Origin of the sequence: Picosynechococcus sp. PCC 73109, assembly GCF_001521855.1 — a bacterium.
In the GTDB taxonomy this organism is placed as follows: domain Bacteria; phylum Cyanobacteriota; class Cyanobacteriia; order Cyanobacteriales; family MRBY01; genus MRBY01.
Window position 1 is genome coordinate 1,043,506 of sequence record NZ_CP013998.1, and the last position, 18,503, is coordinate 1,062,008.

An 18,503-nucleotide genomic window follows, 5' to 3' on the forward strand; every position below is an offset into this window, starting at 1 on the left:
GAAAAAATTACATATCGCCGCCACGAATGGCCAACAAAAAGATAACAACAGGCCCCGAAATGAGGATCAAAGAGACAAAAGTCAACTGAAAAATCACTTCAAAGTTGAGGCTACCAAAAAAACCTGTGATAAAATCCATATTTCTCCTATTCCTGAGTTAATGCAAAAAACAGGGTAAATTTTTTTTTCCTAAAAATCAATGTCTATCATACCCCGTCAAGCCTGCCTTGCTTTGCTGAGAATAGGCAAAAATCAATGAAGTTTTGTAACGCCCCGGAGACGGATCCCGATGCCCACTTGGCAATGCATTGAAAATTGTGGTGCCTGCTGCCACCTCGAACCCGGCGATCGCCCCGACCTTGAGGACTACCTTACCCCCGCTCAACTGGAGCAATATCTCGCTATGGTTGGCCCCGACGGCTGGTGCATCAACTATGACCAAGCCCATCGCAAATGCACGATCTACACCGAACGTCCCCGCTTTTGCCGTGTCCTCCCAGAAACGTTTACCGAAATGTTTGATGTGCCCACCGAAGACTTGCAACAATTTGCCATTGATTGCTGCCTGGAACACATCGATAGTATCTATGGCGACGAGAGCCCAGAAATGGAGCGCTATGTTGCCAAGGTCGTGAATGTTGGATTGTAACGGTTTTCCCGAAAAAGATCGTTGATCCCCATCCTTGAAGCAAGTTTCTCAAGGACGAAACAAGACTTGCCCAAAAAGAAAGAGTACCAGCCCAAGGACTCTGGTACCCATCGATACTTGCAATACTGTTTAGTTGTTGATGCCCACAACCTAAAACCAAGTTGCCAACTAACTAATCTAAATCCGATGATCCATCATAGGGGTCCCCATCGAAGGGTTGTACCCCTACCTCTGGCACAGGTTCTTCATTCGGTGAAAAAATCCGATTGATGCCCTGTAAAACATACTGAAAAAGCTTTTCTAACGTTTTCATGGTTGCTGTGCCTCGTCACGTCTAATCACTCGAAATACAATGGTTAGAACCACGAAACAAACCGGGTTTGCCACTGCACTTTAAGCTTGTCTATCGCTGAGATTTGTCATTCAGCTCTATATGACTATTATTAGGGGTTAGTCCCCTTAGGGGATCGCTTAGTTGTGATTCTTGAAATTGCGTTAGGGTTCTGAAAGTCGAAAAAGGTAAATACTCCTATATATGTAAAAAAAGACAAAGCCAAATCAATCAAAAGCCCTAATCGCTTAACAATTAGGGCCTAATCATAAATACAATCTTTAATTCACTAACAACTTATAAAAATACTGTTAGTTTCCTAAAGCTCTTTTACTTCAGAAGAAATTTTTTCCACCATGTCTTTGGCACTACCAAACAGCATCATTGTTTTGTCTTTGAAGAACAGCTCATTTTGTACCCCAGAAAAGCCTGTACTCATACTCCGTTTGATCACAATGGTGGTTTTGGCTTTATCTACTTCCAAAATCGGCATCCCATAAATGGGGCTACCTTTGTCGTGGCGCGCCGCCGGATTAACCACATCGTTGGCACCAATCACTAGGGCCACATCCGTATTATCAAACTGGGGATTGATATCGTCCATGTCATAAAGCTGGGTGTAAGGGACATTGGCCTCCGCGAGGAGTACATTCATATGCCCCGGCATCCGACCAGCCACAGGGTGAATCGCATATTTGACTTCTACGCCTTTTTTCTCCAGCATATCGGCCAGCTCTTTGACGGAATGTTGCGCCTGGGCTACAGCCATCCCATAACCCGGAATAATGACAACACTGCGGGCATAGCCAAGCATCATGGCGCTTTCTTCAGGATCTACGCTTTTAATGGCGCCATCAATGGCCGCACTACCGTCTCCTTCTGGGGCACCGCCATCACTGCCAAAGCCCGCAAACAAGACGTTAGTAATGGAGCGGTTCATGGCTTTACACATGATCTGGGTGAGGATAATCCCCGATGCGCCCACCAAAGCCCCGGCAATAATGAGCATATTGTTGCCCACCACGAACCCGGCGGCACTGGCAGCTAGACCAGAGTAGGAATTGAGAAGAGAGATCACCACGGGCATATCGCCGCCGCCGATGGGGATCACAAAGAGAACGCCCAGCACAAGGGAGATCCCCACTAAGCCGAGAAAAATATTCGGATCAGGATTCACGAACAGATAGATACTGCCGCTGAGGAATCCTGCCAGAATGGCGAAATTAATGATCTGTTGGGCCGGGAAAATTACCGGGCGACCGGGCATGATCCCTTGTAATTTCCCAAAGGCAATGAGGCTCCCTGTTAGGGTGACACCGCCAATCAGTACCCCCAAAATAATCGTGAGGCTAGTGGTGATGGAGAGGGTTTCTCCGAGGGATAGGAGTCGCCAAAATTCGGCGATCGCCACCAGAGCCGAAGCCGCCCCCCCCAGACCATTAAAGAGGCCGACCAATTGGGGCATATCGGTCATTTCGACTTTTTTCGCGGTGATCACACCGATGATACTGCCGATGACGATCCCCCCAGCGATCAGACCATAGTTTAAAACCTGTTGATTGAGCAGGGTCGCCACCACTGCCAGTAACATGCCCACCGCTGCAATGGAGTTGCCTTGACGGGCTGTTGCAGGGGAACCCAATTTCTTTAAGCCCAGAATAAACAGACAGGCCGCCACGAGATAACTCAGTTCGATGCCATTGGTAAGTAAGCTATCCATCACTTAGGCCTCCTTCTTCTTAAACATTTGCAGCATCCGGTCTGTGACCAAAAAACCGCCGACAACATTGATCGTGGCGCAGACCACCGCGATGAGACCGAGGATGACCGTTAAATTCCAGTGTTCTTCGCCAGAAACTAAAAGGGCACCAATTAAGGCAATACCAGAGATGGCGTTGGCACCGGACATGAGTGGTGTGTGTAGCGTGGGTGGGACTTTATTAATTACTTCAAAGCCCACAAAGGAAGCCAATACAAATACGAATAGGCTACTGAGCAGTGTTGCTGTTGTCATGAACAGTCAAAACTCCTTTAGATAAGATGAATAAATTTAGGTTAGGTTCAAAACTGAGAAAATGTCTGTTTCTTAGGCAGTGACAGCCATTTGTTGCAGGGCGTCTTTGACCCGTTGATTGCGAATTTCCCCTTGGTGGGTCACACAAACAGAATCCAGGATGTCGTCGGCAAAATCGAGATTAATTGTGCCTTCGGGAATGAGCAGTTGTAGCAAGGTCGCCATATTCTTGGCAAACATTTGGCTCGCATGGACAGGCACCGTGGAAGGAAGATTAATGGGAGCAATGATCGTGGCCCCGTGGACTTGGACTTCGCGGCCTGCCTCACAGCCTTCACAGTTACCCCCTTGTTCGCCAGCGAGATCGATCAAAACCGATCCGGTTTGCATCCGGGCAATCATGTCATCGGTTACAAGCACGGGCGCACGGCGACCAGGAACTTGGGCGGTGGTGATCACCACATCGGCGGTGGCCACATGGTCTGAAATGAGGGCTTGGCTTTTCTTTTTCGAGTCTTCGGAAACTTCCTTGGCATACCCACCGGCCGTGGCAGTTTCTTCTTCTAGTTGCACTTCGACAAATTTAGCCCCAAGGCTTTGGACTTCTTCTTTGACGGCGGGCCGGATGTCAAAGGCCTCAACCACCGCGCCGAGTCTTCTGGCTGTGGCGATCGCCTGGAGACCCGCTACCCCAGCCCCAATTACAAACACCTTAGCTGGACGAATGGTGCCAGCGGCTGTGGTTAACATTGGGAAAAACTTGGGTAAGGCAGCGGCGGCAAGTAAAACCGCTTTGTAGCCAGCCACCCCAGCCTGGGAAGACAACACATCCATACTTTGGGCGCGACTGGTGCGGGGGATCAACTCCATGCCCAAGGCGGTGATCTTTTTATCTGCTAATTTTTGGATGATCTCTGGTTGTCCCAGGGGATTGAGCAAACTCGCCACCATTGACCCTTCCGGCAGGAGAGCAACCTCTTCTTCTGTGGGTACAGCCACCTTGACGAGGAGATCAGCCTCTTGCCAGAGGGATTGGCGATCGCCAATGACTTTTGCCCCAGCTTCCTCGTAGGCAGCATCGGGAAGGAGAGATGCCTCACCAGCCCCGGCCTCCACATGGATTTCCCAGCCTTTTTTAACAAGACGAGAAACCTGATCCGGTGTCAGGGCTACCCGACGTTCTCCGGCAACGGTTTCCCGAGCAACAGCAATTTTCATAGAAACTCCTTAACGAAACAATAGCAACAGACTGAACGGTAGATGTAGAGCAATTCAGTGGCAAAACCTTGAGAACCCAGGGCCGTCGGCCATCCCCATAAGGCTGTTACGGCGTCTTTTCGCAGTGTAGTGCTATCTTTTCCTTGGCGGACACCCTCTGTAATGTGTCTTATCAGTTTTTGTAAATCTCTGTTGCGTTGGCACTTCTTCGTCAGGATTTCGTCAGGGGAGTTGCTGAAAACGCAAACTTTAGTCACAATCGGTTACAGACTTTGAAGGCGCCTGTGAATATGCAACTCTTCCGTTCTCCCCTTTCCCGTTTGGCGATCGCCACCACCCTGTTAAGCAGTAGCCTGACTTTCATGCCCCAAATGGCTGAAGCCCGCCAACCCTGTGGGTCTTTTACGATCAACTGGGGGGGAACGATTCCCCAAGGGGACATTCTCAAGTGTGCCGTTGAATATAATTCCGGTGCCCGCCGCCGTGATCGCTACTACTTAGAAATCAAAAAAAGTAAAATTGTTGACCGCTTCCAGACCTTTGAACTGAGCTTCCCGGAAGACTTTGACGGTCGGGTCGATGACGCAAAAATTCGGGTCCGAGTCAATGGCCGAGAAGTTGCCCTCAACGAAGCCGCTACCGCCTGGGATCCCGATAGCTTACCCACCGATCCAGCCCAACAGAGCCAAACCATCCTCGGTAACATTGCCGCCAGTACAACCACACCGGATCGTGGGGGTGAATTAGTCCTGGTCAACGGCGAATTGGTGTTCCTCGATTCAGAAACCCTCGCCGCCCAACAGGCCAGCCAAAGTAACAACACCAACAACAATAATAATCCTGCTCCGGAACCAGAGATTGCCGAAGAGCCAGAAGATGAAGGCCCCCGTAGTCGTTCCCTGGTGATTACCCTTGCTGAACCCCTCAGTCCCGAAAGCGACGTCGAGATTATCCTCGATAGTGTCAACAATCCTTCCCGTGGGGGCATGTACTTGATAACGGCCTTTGCCCGTAGCCAAGGGGCGCCTCTCCCCAGCCGTTTGGGCTCTTGGTTATTGGATGTGGATTTTTAGGGATTGCCAGTTTCTTTACTTCCTGGGTACTGACCGGGGTAAATGCGATCAATTTCGCCGGAGTCCTTGGTTAACTTGACGGACACGGTATAATTAGAGACTGTCATTTTCTAATTTTTTCGGCAAGGCGGCGATCGCCTCCGGAGAGAGCACCTATTTTCAAAGGAATATAAGGAGGACTTCCATGACTAAACGGACCCTAGGCGGCACCGTCCGCAAGCAAAAACGCACTTCTGGTTTTCGGGCTCGTATGCGCAGCCACACCGGCCAGAATGTTATCCGCGCCCGCAGAAAAAAAGGCCGTCATCGCCTTACTGTCTAACCCAGCGCGCAAACCATTATTTTGGTGAGGGGACTTGCCGTCTACCTCACTCTCATTTTCTTTGTGGGACTGCCAAAAGAACACCGTCTAAAACACTGGCGCGATTTTAAAACGATCTACAGTCAAGGGAAACGCTTCCGGGGAGATGCCCTAGCAATCATTCTCTTACCTCAGCCAGCGGCCCCAACCAAAATTGGCATCAGCATCAGCCGCAAAGTCAGTAAAAAAGCAGTGGTTCGGAACTTAATCAAACGCCGTATTCGCCACGCCTGTCGCACGCTACTGCCCCAGATTCAACCCGGTTGGCACATCGTCATTGCTGTGCGGTACAACGCCAGAGAATGCGAATATGAGCATTTTTTGCAAGAATTAAAAAGATTACTCATACAAGCCGAGGTATTCCATGGGCATTAAAGAAGACGTGATTTATGAGGGCGGCCCCCACATTGGGGATCTGATCCTCAATATCTTGCTGGGGTTCACGGTGATCTGTCTGCCGCTGACCGTCGGGGCGATTGTCCGAGCGTTGTGGCTCCGCTATCGTATTACCAGTCGGCGTATCTCGATTACTGGGGGCTGGCAGGGGCGCGATCGCACCGATATTATTTACAGCGAAGTTAGAAAAATCGTCAAGATTCCCCGGGGATTTGGCCTTTGGGGGGATCTGGTTGTGACCCTCCAGGATGGTAGCCGTCTAGAGTTGCGCTCCATGCCCAACTTCCGTGAGATCTACAGTCACATTGCCGAAAAGGCAGCCGACCGCACCGGGGTTCCCCTAGAGGCGATCGCCGCCTAAGCGCCAATAAAAATTATTTATCGATTATTTTCTGGGTGAAATCCCAGTGGTTAGTCGGGAGAAACGCGACCCCTAATCCCATTTCTCCCATCGCTTTTTTAAAAGAAACCATTAAAAATAAGAACTAAACCCGATAAACTAACCCTTAAACAACTCATAGCTAGACGAACTTCAGACGCATGGATTTTGGGATCGGATTTTTATCAAACAACGTGATGTTGCCAATCCTAGATTTTTTCTATGGCATTGTGCCGAGCTACGGTTTTGCAATCATCGCCCTGACCCTTGTGATTCGATTTGCCGTTTATCCCCTAAGCGCCAAATCGATCCGCAGCATGAGACGCACGAAGATTACCCAGCCCCTAATGCAAAAACGGGTCAAGGAAATCCAAGAGCGCTACAAAAATGACCCGGCAAAGCAACAAGCCGCGATGTCAGAGGTTTACAAAGAATTTGGGAATCCCCTCGCCGGTTGTTTACCGATTCTGTTGCAGATGCCCATCCTCTTTGCCCTCTTTGCCACCCTGCGGGGATCGCCATTTGCCAACATCAACTACACCGCTAATCTGCAAATTCTCCCCAGCGAGAAAATGGAGCAGGTACAGCCCCAGGCGGTCGATGTTAAAACCCAAAATGTTTATTTTGATAGTGGCATCCATTACCCGATCACCTTGTCTTTACCCGCTGGGAATAAAGTCGGTGTTGGAGAAACTACCCAATTTGTTCTCCAGAGTGACTCCGGGAAGGACTTTGCGGCCCTGGCTGCCGAATATCCAGACAGTAACATCAAGCCCAGCTTTGAAGTTACCAAAGGTCAAGAACGGGTAGAGATGCAACCCGATGGTTCCCTCGTGGCCCTTGCGCCTGGGGATGTCAGCATCCAGGTAACTGTGCCGGGGATCGCCGCTGATAAAGGATTTCTCTTCATTGAAGCCCTAGGCCGCATTGGGGTTAATGGTGACGATGGTATCCACTGGGATATTCTCGGCATGGTGCTGTTCTTTGGGGTGAGCCTTTACATTAACCAGACTATTTCTGGGGGCGCTCCTAGCAGCAATAACAACAGCGGTGGCGATCAACAGCAGCAGGCCCAACAGACGGTGAACAAAATTACGCCGTTGATTTTTTCAGGGATGTTTTTGTTTTTCCCGTTACCGGCTGGGGTGTTGATGTATATGACGATCGCCAACGCGTTCCAGACGGTACAGACATTCATCCTTACGAAGGAACCTTTACCGGAAAATCTCCAGAAACTGGTGGATGAACAGGAGAAGTCGGAGAAAGGGCGCGACAAGCTTCCCTTTGAGCGCAAAGGTAGCAAGAAAAAAGAGAAAACTTCAGGTTAAGAGCAGATGAACGAGACCAAAATCCAACGGGGTGAAACCTGGCTGGCGACACTGCTTGAGTTGATGGCGCTTCCGGCTCCGGTCACTGCGGCGGTGAAACAAGGCCTTGATGGGGAAGATTCTCTCTGGTTGACCATTGATCACCAAGCACTATCTGAGGCCCAGCGGGAAAAATTAATTGGCGATCGCGGTCACTTAATCGATGCGATGCAATATTTAGCCAACATCACCCTAAACCATGATCTGCCGAAGGAGGAGCAATATCCCCTCACAGTTGATCTAGGGGGCTACCGCGAAAACCGCCTCAATGAACTCAAGGCGATCGCCACTGAAATTGCCCTCCGGGTGCAAGCCACTGGGGAGGCAGAAGCGATTGGCGATTTATCCTCGGCGGAACGGCGGCAAATGCACGGCTTTTTTAAGGAATTTCCGCTCCTAAAAACCGAAAGCCAAGGTCAAGAACCCCACCGCCAACTCATTGTGCAATTGGCTCAATAACGGGGCTTCACCCTGAATATTTCCCAAGAGGCGGGCTTTGTCCCGTCTTTTTTGTGGGAGTTTTACGGTAGGATGGGGCTGATAAATGCCGCGTCATCGGAGGTTTGAGGTGATGGATCGGATTTTTATTCCCCGACTATTAAAGGCCCCCCAGCAACAGGAGCAATTTGCTTTTGCGGAAACCCTCGCGGATTTGGAGACCTTGACCCCGGTGCGGGGTGAAATGGCGATCGCCCACCGTCAAACTTACCTCGAAGTCACGGCCCAGGCCGAAACGATTGTGACCCTCACCTGCGATCGCTGCCTCCAGCATTACAATACTCGCCTCACCATCGACCGCACCGAACTGATTTGGCTCCAGAACAACCCTGGCGAAGATCTCCCCGCAGAACGGGAAGTCAGCCTCGAAGATTTGGATGAATCCTTAGATCCCCACAGCTACTTTGAACCCGAAACCTGGCTTTATGAACAATTCTGTTTAGAAATGCCCCTGCGGAAGGTCTGCGATCCCCAACGTTGTCCTGGGGCAGAAACCAGCCAAGACGACGCTGCTCCCCAAATTGATGCCCGTTGGGCTAAGTTGGCTGACCTCAAGCAGCAGCTCTCTTCCTAGGCACGGAAGACGTCGCGTAAGGTTGATCACCCTTGGTATTTAAGAAATTTCCCCCTAAGCTTAAATATTAATGAATTGCCCTGTGCTGAAAGCGCTTTACTTATGACCTTCCGCGAAGAATTTAGCCTCCTTCTCCGTGCCTGTTATCCGCTGCTCTATATCCCCACCCTCGAAGAAGAGCGGGTCGAAGGGGCGATCGCCCAATGTGCCGCGACCCTAGGACAGCGGACGGTCTACACCTGGGATTTTGTCGATGGCTACCAGGACAACCCCAATAACACCGGCTTTGGGAAACGGAATCCACTCCAAGCCCTCGAATTTATCGAAAAACTCCCCCCCAATATCGGTGGCATTTTTATCCTGCGAGATTTTCAGCGATTCCTCGAAGACATTGCGATCGCCCGGAAATTACGCAACCTTGCCCGTCGTCTCAAAGCAGAACCGAAAAATATTGTGATTGTCGCCCCAGAGGTAAAAATTCCGGCAGATCTAGCGGAGGTACTCACCATCGTGAAATTTCCTCTGCCCACCGCGAATGAAATCCGCACCGAAATTGAACGCCTCCTCCAGGGCGTCGGCCAAACCCCCGAAGCCCAACTACTGAATGAATTAGTCCGGGCCGCCCAGGGACTTTCCCTAGAACGGATTCGCCGTGTGCTTACCCTGAGCCTGGCGAACCATGGCCAAATCCAAGCAGAAGACGTAGAACTTATCCTCGCTGAAAAGCGCCAGTCTATTCGCCAAACCCAAATTTTGGACTTCTATCCGGCCACGGAGCAAATTTCTGACATTGGCGGCCTCGACCGATTAAAAGAATGGCTCCTGCGTCGGGGGGGAGCTTTCAGTGAAAAAGCACGGGAATATGGTCTGCCCCACCCACGGGGACTGTTGCTCGTCGGCATTCAAGGCACAGGTAAATCCCTCACCGCTAAGGCGATCGCCCACCACTGGCATTTACCCCTGCTGCGCCTTGATGTAGGACGTCTCTTTGCCGGATTGGTTGGTGAATCCGAATCCCGCACCCGGCAAATGATCCAGCTCGCAGAAGCCCTTGCCCCTTGCATTCTGTGGATTGATGAAATTGACAAGGCTTTTGCTGGGGCTGATGGGGGAGGCGATGGGGGGACAACCAGTCGCGTCTTTGGCACTTTCATCACCTGGTTGGCGGAAAAACAAAGCCCTGTTTTTGTGGTCGCTACGGCCAATAAAATTCACACCCTGCCCCCCGAAATGCTCCGGAAGGGCCGTTTTGATGAAATCTTTTTTGTAGGCTTACCCAGCCAGGCCGAACGGGAAGCAATTTTCAATGTCCATCTTTCCCGCCTGCGACCCCATAACCTCAAAAACTACGATGTAAAGCGTTTGGCCTACGAGACGCCTGATTTTTCTGGGGCTGAAATTGAACAAACCTTGATCGAGGCCATGCACCTGGGCTTTAGCCAAAATCGAGACTTCACCACTGACGACATTTTAGAAGCCGCGAGCCAAATCATTCCCCTGGCGCGTACCGCGAAAGAACAAATCGAGTTTTTGCAACATTGGGCGACCTCTGGAAAGGCCCGCCTCGCCTCACGACAACAAAATTTTTTGAACCCCTAAGACCCAGGGAGCGGTCAACTATAATGCTTTCTATGGGCCGTTCCTTTGATGTTGTTGGTGTCCCGGTCAGAGAGCAGATTTTATGAATATTTCTAATCTTTTTCAATTTATTCTTGGTTTTATCCTTGGGGTATTTCTGTTGGCGGTAGGCAGTGTTGGGGCCGCTTATTATTTCTTTAACCGCATGGCCGCTGCCCCGCCTAAACCGGTGTTTTCTGAGAACGTCGCTGATCCCCCAGAAACCACCCCGACATCGCCTCAATCCCAGGAGACCGAGCCTGAACCCACTGCCACCGCTGCCAATAATGCTCCAGAGGCAACTGAGGCCGAAGCAGAGGAAGAGGAAGCCCCAGAACCAGAGGCTTCTGAAACATCGACGGATAGCTATAAAGCGACGGTCACTTGGTCGAGTGGCTTAAGTTTACGGGCAGAGCCTTCCCAAGACTCCGCTCGCTTGGGGGGTGTTGATTATAACGCCGAGGTAACGGTGCTCGGCATGAGCGACGATCAAGTGTGGCAGCAAATTCGTCTAGCGAACGGTACAGAAGCTTGGGTAAAAGCGGGCAATCTCCAAAAGGTTAATTAATTAGGCAAACAGGATATCTGACAAGCCTCCCTTAGTCGCCAGTTTAGGAGAAACGGCCTTTAAGGTAGATAGGGCGATCGCCGGACAAATTAGTCAAAAAGTAAAAAAGAATCCGGATGCCTTCGTTGTCTTAGTCAAGAATCATATCGTTTGATTGATATTAGATGGCAAGTGTTATTACGATTAATGAGTATAGAGTTTTTAACAAAATTTCCTGAGTGTGATGCTGTTTCAGTTCCAAAAAACACTCAATAAAGTTGTATCCAAGCTCCTTAATTTACAGGTGGAGTACCCTTGGTTATTGTTAACTTTGATCGTCGTTAGCTACCTGGGTAATTACTTTAAATTAAGCTTATTTTTTGGTATTGACTTTTTATTTGGTTCTATTGCAGTTTGGATAATTTTATTTTTCTATGGGCCTTTTTGGGCGATCATCGCTGGGGCGATCGCCAGTGTGCATACATTTTTTATCTGGCACCATCCCTATGCCATGGTTATTTTTATTGGAGAAGTTCTTTTTGTGAGCTTCTTTTGGCAAAAAAAACGCCGCAATATCAATATTCCTTTTTATGACGCGATTTATTGGTTGACAGTTGGTGCTGTTCTGATTTTCGGCATTTATTTTTTGATTTTAAAAATGGATGCCCAAGCCGTAATAACTATTGCTTTAAAACAATTTGTAAATGGGATCTTCAATGCCGAAATTGCTAGTTTAATTATTAATTATTTTCCTTTTCTACTGCGAGTCTTCCCCCGGCGTTATCGGCGAGAAAATTCACTCCAAAAGATTGCCTTTGACGTCCTCCTGGCCTTTGTGATTTTTCCTATTTTGACGTTGATGATTTTAACTGCCCAGGAAAGATTCGAAACAATTGAACGGGATATTCATGATGTTTTAGTCACATCTAACCAGTCTTTGACGACAGAATTAAAACTTTGGGAAGCTGCTTATTTAGAGGCAAGCCAATACGCTATTAATAGTATTGCCCAGGATGATTTTCCGTTGGGCAGGCTTGATAATGTTCTCAGAGGGCTGCAAAGAGTTTATCCAGAACTCGCTTATATAGAAGTATTTGATGCAACGGGAAATCCAATTATTGCCTTGGATAATCAAGCTGACTCTATCCAACATATAGCAACAGAAGAGACAAATCAAGCACTGCAAAATTATCGACAAAGTAAGCCGTTTTTACAAGATGGGATTGTTGTTGCCATAAATCAACAAAAAGATCACTTACATATCGATTATCTTTTAGAAATTCCGGATAATTTAGGTTCGTTTTATCTTGATGTAAACGTTGATTTTTTAGCGGATTTTTTGCAACGAAAACTACAAGCGGTACGACAATATCCGCTCCGGGCGATCGCCACAACCCAGACAAATGATTTCGTGATTGCAGATTCTGCCAAACAGATCGCTGCGGGGGAGCCCTGGACTTGGTATGACGCACGGGACAACCAACCCTTACTTAGTCAAACGTTTATTTCCTTACCGGAGACTGTCATCGGTAAATCGGCGATCGCCCGCTGGCAAGAAGCCTTTGGAGTTATTGTTCAACCCCTAGAAGGCACTGTATTTCCGGCTCAGTTATGGCTGACCATGGGACTGGCGGAGGATATGGATGCCCTGGAAAGTTACTACATTCGCAGTCTGATGATCGTCCTGATTTTGCTGTTGTTGGCAGTGGTGACGGCGGAAAAAATGAGTCGTTGGCTGACAGCACCGCTGAATCAACTGAGTGCGATGACCGCCGATATTCAAGAGGAGCTGCAGCAGCAGGAACCGATTCTTCCTCTCAAGAGCTATATCAGTGAATTTAATCGTCTGAGCCAAAACTTTGAGGTGATGCTCAATACCCTACGACAACAATTCCAGGCGATCCAGGCGACAACCCTCAACCTCGAAGAACAGGTAGAAACAAGAACCAAAGCCCTCTCAGAAGAAGTACGACAGCGAGAACTGATTGAACAGCAATTACGGCAGAGTGAAGAACGCTACGAGTTGGCGATCGCCGCCACCAATGACGGTATCTGGGATTGGGATCTCCGTTCAGATCAGGTTTATCGCTCCCGGTCTTGGTTTCGTCTTCTGGGCTACAAAGAATCCAACCTACGGCCTCGGATTACAGGTCGCCAAATGTGGGCCGATCTCGTTCATCCCGATGATCTAGCTCAAGCCCAGGCCGCCATGACAAACCATCTCCAGGGATTGACCGCAAGTTATCAAAACGTCCATCGTCTACGCCATTGTGATGGCCAATACCGGTGGATTTTGAGTAAAGCGAAGTGCCTCAAAGATGAACAGGGCAACCCTTACCGCATTGTCGGCACAATCACCGACATTACAGACAAAGTGGAAGCCGAAATCCAACTGAAGCTTGCCAAGGAAGACGCAGAACAAGCCAACCGTGCCAAAAGCGAGTTTCTGGCGACCATGAGCCACGAGATCCGGACGCCGATGAATGCCGTGATTGGGATGGCGGAACTTCTCAGGGATACAGACCTCACAGCCCAACAACAGGAATTTATCGACATTATTCGTAATAGTGGCAGTAACCTCCTCGCGATCATTAACGATATTCTGGATTTTTCGAAAATTGAATCGGGAAAATTTGAGTTAGAGTTGCAGCCCTTTAACCTGCAAACCTGTTTAGAAAACTGTTTAGATTTGATGTCGACCCGGGCGATCGCCAAGCCCATTTACCTGAGCTATATCCTTGATCCCGATGTGCCCCACTACTTAATGGGAGATGTGACGCGCTTTCAACAAATCATGCTCAATCTCTTGGGCAATGCCGTCAAATTTACCAATCGCGGTGATGTTTCCCTCTGGGTACAAAAAGTCCCCACAGCGACGGGTGCCGGGGATCAAGTCTGCCTGCGATTTGCGATCCTAGATACAGGCATCGGCATTCCGGCACAGCAGATGACCCGGTTGTTCCAACCCTTTAGCCAGGGGGATGCTTCCACTTCGCGCCGCTATGGTGGGACGGGGTTGGGTCTCGTGATTAGCAAACGACTGGTGGAGTTGATGGGGGGGCAACTTTGGGTCGAAAGTGGCGGAATCATGGCTGGTCAATTTCCCCAGGAAATGTCCCCCGATCCGCCGAAAATCTTCCAATCCGTGGCGCGGCAAACGGTATTTTATGCGCAAATTCCCTTTACCATTGCCCCGATTTCCGCAAAAGAAATCACCCTTCATGAACTCCCGCCTCAACTCCAGGAGAAAAACTTCCTGATCCTGCATCCAAGTCCTTTATTTGCCCGCAGCATTTCCCATTTATTGACAGCAACTGGAGCAGCGGTTTCCCATACAACCATGGCCTCCGGTGCTTTGGATATCTTGCATCAACGTCCCATTGATCTGTTGATGATGGAGATGAAAACGGATCTTGTTTCCGCAGATTTTTTCCGACAAATTAAGCAATCTAGTCAAAATCCTGACCTGGCAATTGTGGCGATCGCCCCGCCCCTCAGTACTGCCGAATCGACTCATTATCCAGCCATCTCCCAGCAGCTCCAATTACGTCAGCCCATCAAGCAGGAAGCCCTTTACCATTGTCTATCCTTGGCGATCGCCGAGGCCCTACCCACAACGGCCAGGGAGCCTGCCTCTCCCTTTGATGCGACCTTGGGGCAAGCCTACCCCCTCAGGATTCTGTTGGCGGAAGATAATATTGTGAACCAAAAAGTTGCCCTCAATATTTTGGCCCGCCTCGGCTATGGTGTAGAGGTGGCGACCAATGGCCTCGAAGTCCTGAGCCGTTTACAAAGCGATAACTATGATGTCATTTTGATGGATGTACAAATGCCTGCGATGGATGGCCTCGAAGCCACCAGACAAATTCGCCAGCGTGATGCCCGGTCGCCCCAGTCCCAGGGGAAGCGTCCCTGGATTATTGCCATGACCGCCAATGCGATGCAAGGCGATCGCCAAGTTTGTCTAGATGCGGGGATGGACGATTACCTGAGTAAACCGATTCAAGTAAAAAAGCTCCTCCATGCCCTAAAGGTCGCCTACCATTACCACCAGTCCCTCTCCACTACCCAGTCTTCTTCTGATTAAAGTCTATGGCCTCTTCATCCGCTGCCGACGAAGTCAATTTAGAACAATTAGCTGAGATGGTCAGCTATGATTTAGCAACATTACAAGACCTCGTTGAAACTTTTTTAGGAGATACGCCCCTACTGATTGCGGCGATGCAGACGGGTTACGAACAACACAATCAGGCGGAGCTTGTGCGCAATGCCCACACCCTCAAATCCAGCAGTCGGCTATTTCAAATGGAGCAATTTGCTCGCCAATGCCAGGCCCTAGAGGGGGCAGCCCATGCCCAAGATTGGCCTCTCGTGGCAACTCTCTTACAGCAGCTAGGGCAAGATTATCAGGCGATCGCCGCTGCCCTAACCCTTAAACTCACCCAATTAATGGCTTAGGTGGAGTCCTAGCACTAATTCAAAATAGCCTCGCAAGATAATCCAGCAGAATCGCTACAATTTCTGTTAGATCATCGTTTTGTGCAATGGAGAACTATGGCTTTTATTTTGACATTCCTTGGTAAAGGTGGGGTCGGTCGTTCCACTGTGGCGATCGCCGCCGCAAAAAAATATGCCCAAGCAGGTAAGCGGGTTTTACTCATCGGCCAAGATCCAAGCCCCGCTTGGGGGATCGCCCTGGGGATGTCACCGAGTTTTAGTCCCGTTAACCTTGAAAATAACCTCGATGCCGTGCAGATCATGGCCACTGCTGCCCTCGAATCCAGTTGGGAGCAGGCCAAAGCATTAGAAGCAAAATATTTGCGATCGCCCACCCTAAAGAACGTCTATGGCCAGGAATTAGGGATTTTGCCGGGGATGGATAGCGCTGTAATCCTCAAGGAAATTTGGGACTACGACAAAAGCGGCCAGTACGATGTGATTATCTTTGACGGTGATGGCGACCTCAATACCCTACGACTGTTAGGCACTCCCGAAATTTTAAGCTGGTACATCCGCCGCTTCCGGGAAGTGTTCCAAGCCTCTGACCTGGGTCGTGCCATTTCCCCCTTTATTCAGCCCGTGACCAGCGCCATTTTAAATGTGTCCTGGACGTTTGATAACTTTGCCGCTGAACCCACCCAAGAGGCAAACCAAGTCCTCGATGAAGGCAAAAAAGCGATGGCTGACCCCAACCGTTTCGCCGCATACCTCGTCACCGATGCCAGTGCTGGGGCGATCGCCAAAGCGAAATATCTCTGGGGCAGTGCCCAGCAGGTGAATGTGACCGTTGGTGGTGTCATCGTCAATCGTAGCGATGCAGACATCGGCCCTGAATTTGAACCCCTGATGAATACCGCCCTACCCACAGTAGAGGCTGATCATTGGGACGACCTCATTTCCCATCTGCCTGACTTTAGCCAAGCGGCCCAGGCTCCTCGGCCCCTGATCATCGATACCGCTGCCCGTCAGGTGAAAGTATTCCTCCCCACCTTTGACAAAAAACAGGTTAAGCTCACCCAATATGGCCCCGAAATCACCATCGAAGCAGGGGATCAACGGCGTAATATTCTGCTGCCGCCTCCCCTCAAAGGTGCTCCTGTAAAAGGGGCAAAATTCCAAAATCAATATCTAATTATTTCTCTGTAACTGCTTGGGAGAGAGTCCCTTGCAAGAAATTGCTGATGGCGAAAACAACCGCTCCAGAAACCATACTGGAGCAATCTTTTGGAAAGCACAAAATGAAAGAATGCCCAATAAATCAAGAAAAAACTTAAGAAAAAGTAAAAAATGTCTAAAATAGGGGACTTTTTCCGGAAAGCACGGCCAAATCAAGCCCGGAACCTATGAAGTTAGTCTGCGTTTCGTTACCATACATAAAATAAGCTTGAGGTCTTGATTGTAAAATTCTGGAGTGGTAGCCCGCTACAGCCGAATGGTCACTGGGAAGACATCATTGCTGGCCTGAGTGACTGCACCATCGACTGATTGCACATCTTTGTTTTTCGTTGTCCATCGTCCTAGAGGGATCTGAATTGTGGGAAAAACGCTTTGGCGCGATCGCCTAGAGCCGGATCAAAGTCACGGTTCGGCATTGGGGGAGGGAATGGGAACTTCCTGCCAACGGCGTCAACTGTCCCCATCAACCTGGCAACAATGGCTCACCCAAAGAACCCCCGCACCATCTGGGGAGATTGTCAGCGAAATCACTAAAATTCCAGCGGTAGATAACCTGGTGGTGCTCCGGGCCATTGAACAAATTCTGCCCAGTCCCCTCAATCACTTCTATTGGGAAAATCACCAACAGCAACGGGCGATCCTCAACTTTGGCACCCTAAGCGAATTAGTGCCCCAAGGAGAGGATCGTTTTCGCCAAGCCCGGCAATTTATCACCCATTGGCAACCGAGAATTCAGCGCAATATCAACGTTCCGATTCCCTACTTTTCCTGTGGGTTCACTTTTTTTAGTGCCCAAACCCCCGAAGCGCCTTTTCCGGCTGGCTTAGTCACCATTCCTAGACTGCAACTGGTGCAACACCAACGGGATTATTTTTTAGTGCTCAATGGCGATCGCCAACAACGTACTCTTTTACGTCAACTGGCCCAGCAATTTCGACAGTTCCTCGCGACTTTGCCCCAGGAACTCGTCCCTTCCCTAGGGATTCGGGGAACCGTTTGCACCGCCTCAACGGGATTTACCCAGGCTGTCCGGCGAGCCCTCCGGCTCATTGACCAAGGCAAACTCAGTAAAATTGTCCTGGCCCATGCTCTGGATGTCACGGCTAATCAAGCTTTTGATGTGGTGCATGCCCTGGATAATCTGCGCGATCGCCACCCGGACTGTTGTGTTTTTTCGCTGCGAAATCAGCGGGGTGACACATTTATCGGCGCAAGTCCAGAACGGTTGCTAGCAGTACAACAGGGACAATTGGTGACCGATGCCCTCGCCGGATCTGCGCCCCGGGGGGAATCTTTGCTCACAGATCAGCGTCTCGCCAAAAGCCTACTCCACAGTGAAAAAGAACAACGAGAACACCAGGCCGTGGCAGATTTTCTATTAGGACAACTCCAGAGCCTTGGTCTCGATCCCCAGGCGGCTCCCCGTAAGCTCCTTAAACTTTCTAATATTCAGCACCTCTGGACACCGATTCATGCAATCCTACCGCCGCAAATTCATCCCCTAGAGGTAGTGGCCCACTTACATCCAACACCAGCGGTGGCCGGCGTCCCCAGGGCGATCGCCTGTGCGGAAATTCGCCAAGCAGAAACCTTTGACCGTACCCTTTATGCCGCTCCTATCGGTTGGCTGGATAATCAGGGCAATAGTGAATTTATCGTGGCGATTCGGTCGGCCTTGATTCGGGGTAACCATGCGCGACTCTACGGTGGGGCGGGGATTGTCGCCGGTTCCCAGCCGGAACGGGAATATGCCGAAGTCCAGTTAAAATTGACCTCCCTTTTGGAAGCCCTGACCTGAACTTT

General features: G+C 49.8%; 20 protein-coding genes. 15 read left to right on the forward strand and 5 right to left on the reverse strand.

Features of this window, described 5'->3' with window-relative positions; genetic code table 11:
- Nucleotides 1-7: 7 nt before the first annotated feature.
- Complete coding sequence (gene psb30 / locus AWQ23_RS05065) at nucleotides 8-139, reverse strand: photosystem II reaction center protein Ycf12/Psb30 (protein WP_012306608.1); 132 nt, start codon at nucleotides 137-139, stop codon at nucleotides 8-10.
- A gap of 150 nt (nucleotides 140-289) precedes the next feature.
- On the opposite strand from psb30, the gene AWQ23_RS05070 reads away from it, so the two are divergent.
- Entirely contained in the window at nucleotides 290-649 is a 360-nt protein-coding gene (locus tag AWQ23_RS05070) for a YkgJ family cysteine cluster protein (RefSeq protein WP_062433181.1), read from the forward strand.
- A gap of 172 nt (nucleotides 650-821) precedes the next feature.
- On the opposite strand, the gene AWQ23_RS16165 is transcribed toward AWQ23_RS05070, so the two are convergent.
- The 4 genes from AWQ23_RS16165 to AWQ23_RS05085 all read right to left on the reverse strand — a co-directional run bounded on the left by AWQ23_RS16165 (nucleotide 822) and on the right by AWQ23_RS05085 (nucleotide 4,212).
- A complete protein-coding gene (locus tag AWQ23_RS16165) occupies nucleotides 822-962 on the reverse strand; it encodes a hypothetical protein (protein WP_168191139.1) in 141 nt (46 codons plus the stop codon).
- Nucleotides 963-1,299: 337 nt separating this feature from the next.
- Nucleotides 1,300-2,700, reverse strand: coding sequence for an NAD(P)(+) transhydrogenase (Re/Si-specific) subunit beta (locus AWQ23_RS05075; RefSeq protein WP_062433184.1), 1,401 nt, complete (start codon nucleotides 2,698-2,700; stop codon nucleotides 1,300-1,302).
- Nucleotides 2,701-2,703: 3 nt separating this feature from the next.
- Nucleotides 2,704-2,994, reverse strand: a complete 291-nt coding sequence (locus AWQ23_RS05080) for an NAD(P) transhydrogenase subunit alpha (protein ID WP_012306612.1) — start codon at nucleotides 2,992-2,994, stop codon at nucleotides 2,704-2,706.
- 72 nt (nucleotides 2,995-3,066) lie between these two features.
- Complete coding sequence (locus tag AWQ23_RS05085) at nucleotides 3,067-4,212, reverse strand: Re/Si-specific NAD(P)(+) transhydrogenase subunit alpha (RefSeq protein WP_062433186.1); 1,146 nt, start codon at nucleotides 4,210-4,212, stop codon at nucleotides 3,067-3,069.
- A 290-nt stretch (nucleotides 4,213-4,502) separates the two neighbouring features.
- Between AWQ23_RS05085 and AWQ23_RS05090 the strand changes: the two genes are divergently transcribed.
- The 14 genes from AWQ23_RS05090 to AWQ23_RS05150 all read left to right on the forward strand — a co-directional run bounded on the left by AWQ23_RS05090 (nucleotide 4,503) and on the right by AWQ23_RS05150 (nucleotide 18,498).
- Nucleotides 4,503-5,285 carry a DUF2808 domain-containing protein gene (locus AWQ23_RS05090; protein WP_062433188.1) on the forward strand — a complete coding sequence of 261 codons (783 nt, stop codon included), beginning with the start codon at nucleotides 4,503-4,505 and terminating at the stop codon, nucleotides 5,283-5,285.
- A gap of 184 nt (nucleotides 5,286-5,469) precedes the next feature.
- The gene (gene rpmH, locus AWQ23_RS15730; RefSeq protein WP_012306615.1) at nucleotides 5,470-5,607 is read left to right on the forward strand and encodes a 50S ribosomal protein L34; all 138 of its coding nucleotides are present in this window, start codon (nucleotides 5,470-5,472) and stop codon (nucleotides 5,605-5,607) included.
- Nucleotides 5,608-5,670: 63 nt separating this feature from the next.
- Nucleotides 5,671-6,021 (forward strand): ribonuclease P protein component, encoded by a 351-nt coding sequence (gene rnpA / locus AWQ23_RS05100; RefSeq protein WP_012306616.1) that lies wholly within the window; start codon nucleotides 5,671-5,673, stop codon nucleotides 6,019-6,021.
- Complete coding sequence (locus AWQ23_RS05105; protein ID WP_030007254.1) at nucleotides 6,011-6,403, forward strand: PH domain-containing protein; 393 nt, start codon at nucleotides 6,011-6,013, stop codon at nucleotides 6,401-6,403. The genes rnpA and AWQ23_RS05105 overlap by 11 nt, the downstream gene beginning before the upstream one ends.
- Nucleotides 6,404-6,582: 179 nt before the next feature.
- Nucleotides 6,583-7,749, forward strand: coding sequence for a membrane protein insertase YidC (gene yidC / locus AWQ23_RS05110; RefSeq protein ID WP_062433195.1), 1,167 nt, complete (start codon nucleotides 6,583-6,585; stop codon nucleotides 7,747-7,749).
- Nucleotides 7,750-7,755: 6 nt separating this feature from the next.
- A complete protein-coding gene (locus AWQ23_RS05115) occupies nucleotides 7,756-8,247 on the forward strand; it encodes a R3H domain-containing nucleic acid-binding protein (RefSeq protein ID WP_062433199.1) in 492 nt (163 codons plus the stop codon).
- Between the two features lie 112 nt (nucleotides 8,248-8,359).
- The gene (locus AWQ23_RS05120; protein WP_062433202.1) at nucleotides 8,360-8,860 is read left to right on the forward strand and encodes a DUF177 domain-containing protein; all 501 of its coding nucleotides are present in this window, start codon (nucleotides 8,360-8,362) and stop codon (nucleotides 8,858-8,860) included.
- Between the two features lie 102 nt (nucleotides 8,861-8,962).
- A complete protein-coding gene (locus tag AWQ23_RS05125; protein ID WP_062433204.1) occupies nucleotides 8,963-10,459 on the forward strand; it encodes an AAA family ATPase in 1,497 nt (498 codons plus the stop codon).
- A gap of 82 nt (nucleotides 10,460-10,541) precedes the next feature.
- Nucleotides 10,542-11,045, forward strand: a complete 504-nt coding sequence (locus AWQ23_RS05130; protein ID WP_062433207.1) for an SH3 domain-containing protein — start codon at nucleotides 10,542-10,544, stop codon at nucleotides 11,043-11,045.
- A gap of 223 nt (nucleotides 11,046-11,268) precedes the next feature.
- Nucleotides 11,269-15,111, forward strand: coding sequence for a response regulator (locus AWQ23_RS05135; protein WP_062433210.1), 3,843 nt, complete (start codon nucleotides 11,269-11,271; stop codon nucleotides 15,109-15,111).
- A 5-nt stretch (nucleotides 15,112-15,116) separates the two neighbouring features.
- The gene (locus AWQ23_RS05140) at nucleotides 15,117-15,482 is read left to right on the forward strand and encodes an Hpt domain-containing protein (protein ID WP_062433212.1); all 366 of its coding nucleotides are present in this window, start codon (nucleotides 15,117-15,119) and stop codon (nucleotides 15,480-15,482) included.
- 96 nt (nucleotides 15,483-15,578) lie between these two features.
- Nucleotides 15,579-16,670 (forward strand): ArsA family ATPase, encoded by a 1,092-nt coding sequence (locus tag AWQ23_RS05145; protein WP_062433216.1) that lies wholly within the window; start codon nucleotides 15,579-15,581, stop codon nucleotides 16,668-16,670.
- A gap of 19 nt (nucleotides 16,671-16,689) precedes the next feature.
- A complete protein-coding gene (locus AWQ23_RS16430) occupies nucleotides 16,690-16,824 on the forward strand; it encodes a hypothetical protein (protein ID WP_255356001.1) in 135 nt (44 codons plus the stop codon).
- Between the two features lie 234 nt (nucleotides 16,825-17,058).
- A complete protein-coding gene (locus AWQ23_RS05150) occupies nucleotides 17,059-18,498 on the forward strand; it encodes an isochorismate synthase MenF (protein WP_232308965.1) in 1,440 nt (479 codons plus the stop codon).
- Nucleotides 18,499-18,503: the final 5 nt, after the last annotated feature.

Coding starts and splice junctions, on each gene's coding strand:
- AWQ23_RS05105 (WP_030007254.1), top strand. CDS start 6,011: ATGGGCATTAAAGAAGACGTGATTTATGAGGGCGGCCCCCACATTGGG.
- AWQ23_RS05085 (WP_062433186.1), bottom strand. CDS start 4,212: ATGAAAATTGCTGTTGCTCGGGAAACCGTTGCCGGAGAACGTCGGGTA.
- AWQ23_RS05090 (WP_062433188.1), top strand. CDS start 4,503: ATGCAACTCTTCCGTTCTCCCCTTTCCCGTTTGGCGATCGCCACCACC.
- psb30 (WP_012306608.1), bottom strand. CDS start 139: ATGGATTTTATCACAGGTTTTTTTGGTAGCCTCAACTTTGAAGTGATT.
- AWQ23_RS05140 (WP_062433212.1), top strand. CDS start 15,117: ATGGCCTCTTCATCCGCTGCCGACGAAGTCAATTTAGAACAATTAGCT.
- AWQ23_RS05120 (WP_062433202.1), top strand. CDS start 8,360: ATGGATCGGATTTTTATTCCCCGACTATTAAAGGCCCCCCAGCAACAG.
- AWQ23_RS05070 (WP_062433181.1), top strand. CDS start 290: ATGCCCACTTGGCAATGCATTGAAAATTGTGGTGCCTGCTGCCACCTC.
- AWQ23_RS05130 (WP_062433207.1), top strand. CDS start 10,542: ATGAATATTTCTAATCTTTTTCAATTTATTCTTGGTTTTATCCTTGGG.
- AWQ23_RS05135 (WP_062433210.1), top strand. CDS start 11,269: ATGCTGTTTCAGTTCCAAAAAACACTCAATAAAGTTGTATCCAAGCTC.
- AWQ23_RS05145 (WP_062433216.1), top strand. CDS start 15,579: ATGGCTTTTATTTTGACATTCCTTGGTAAAGGTGGGGTCGGTCGTTCC.
- AWQ23_RS05080 (WP_012306612.1), bottom strand. CDS start 2,994: ATGACAACAGCAACACTGCTCAGTAGCCTATTCGTATTTGTATTGGCT.
- AWQ23_RS05115 (WP_062433199.1), top strand. CDS start 7,756: ATGAACGAGACCAAAATCCAACGGGGTGAAACCTGGCTGGCGACACTG.
- yidC (WP_062433195.1), top strand. CDS start 6,583: ATGGATTTTGGGATCGGATTTTTATCAAACAACGTGATGTTGCCAATC.
- rpmH (WP_012306615.1), top strand. CDS start 5,470: ATGACTAAACGGACCCTAGGCGGCACCGTCCGCAAGCAAAAACGCACT.
- AWQ23_RS05125 (WP_062433204.1), top strand. CDS start 8,963: ATGACCTTCCGCGAAGAATTTAGCCTCCTTCTCCGTGCCTGTTATCCG.
- AWQ23_RS05075 (WP_062433184.1), bottom strand. CDS start 2,700: ATGGATAGCTTACTTACCAATGGCATCGAACTGAGTTATCTCGTGGCG.
- AWQ23_RS16165 (WP_168191139.1), bottom strand. CDS start 962: ATGAAAACGTTAGAAAAGCTTTTTCAGTATGTTTTACAGGGCATCAAT.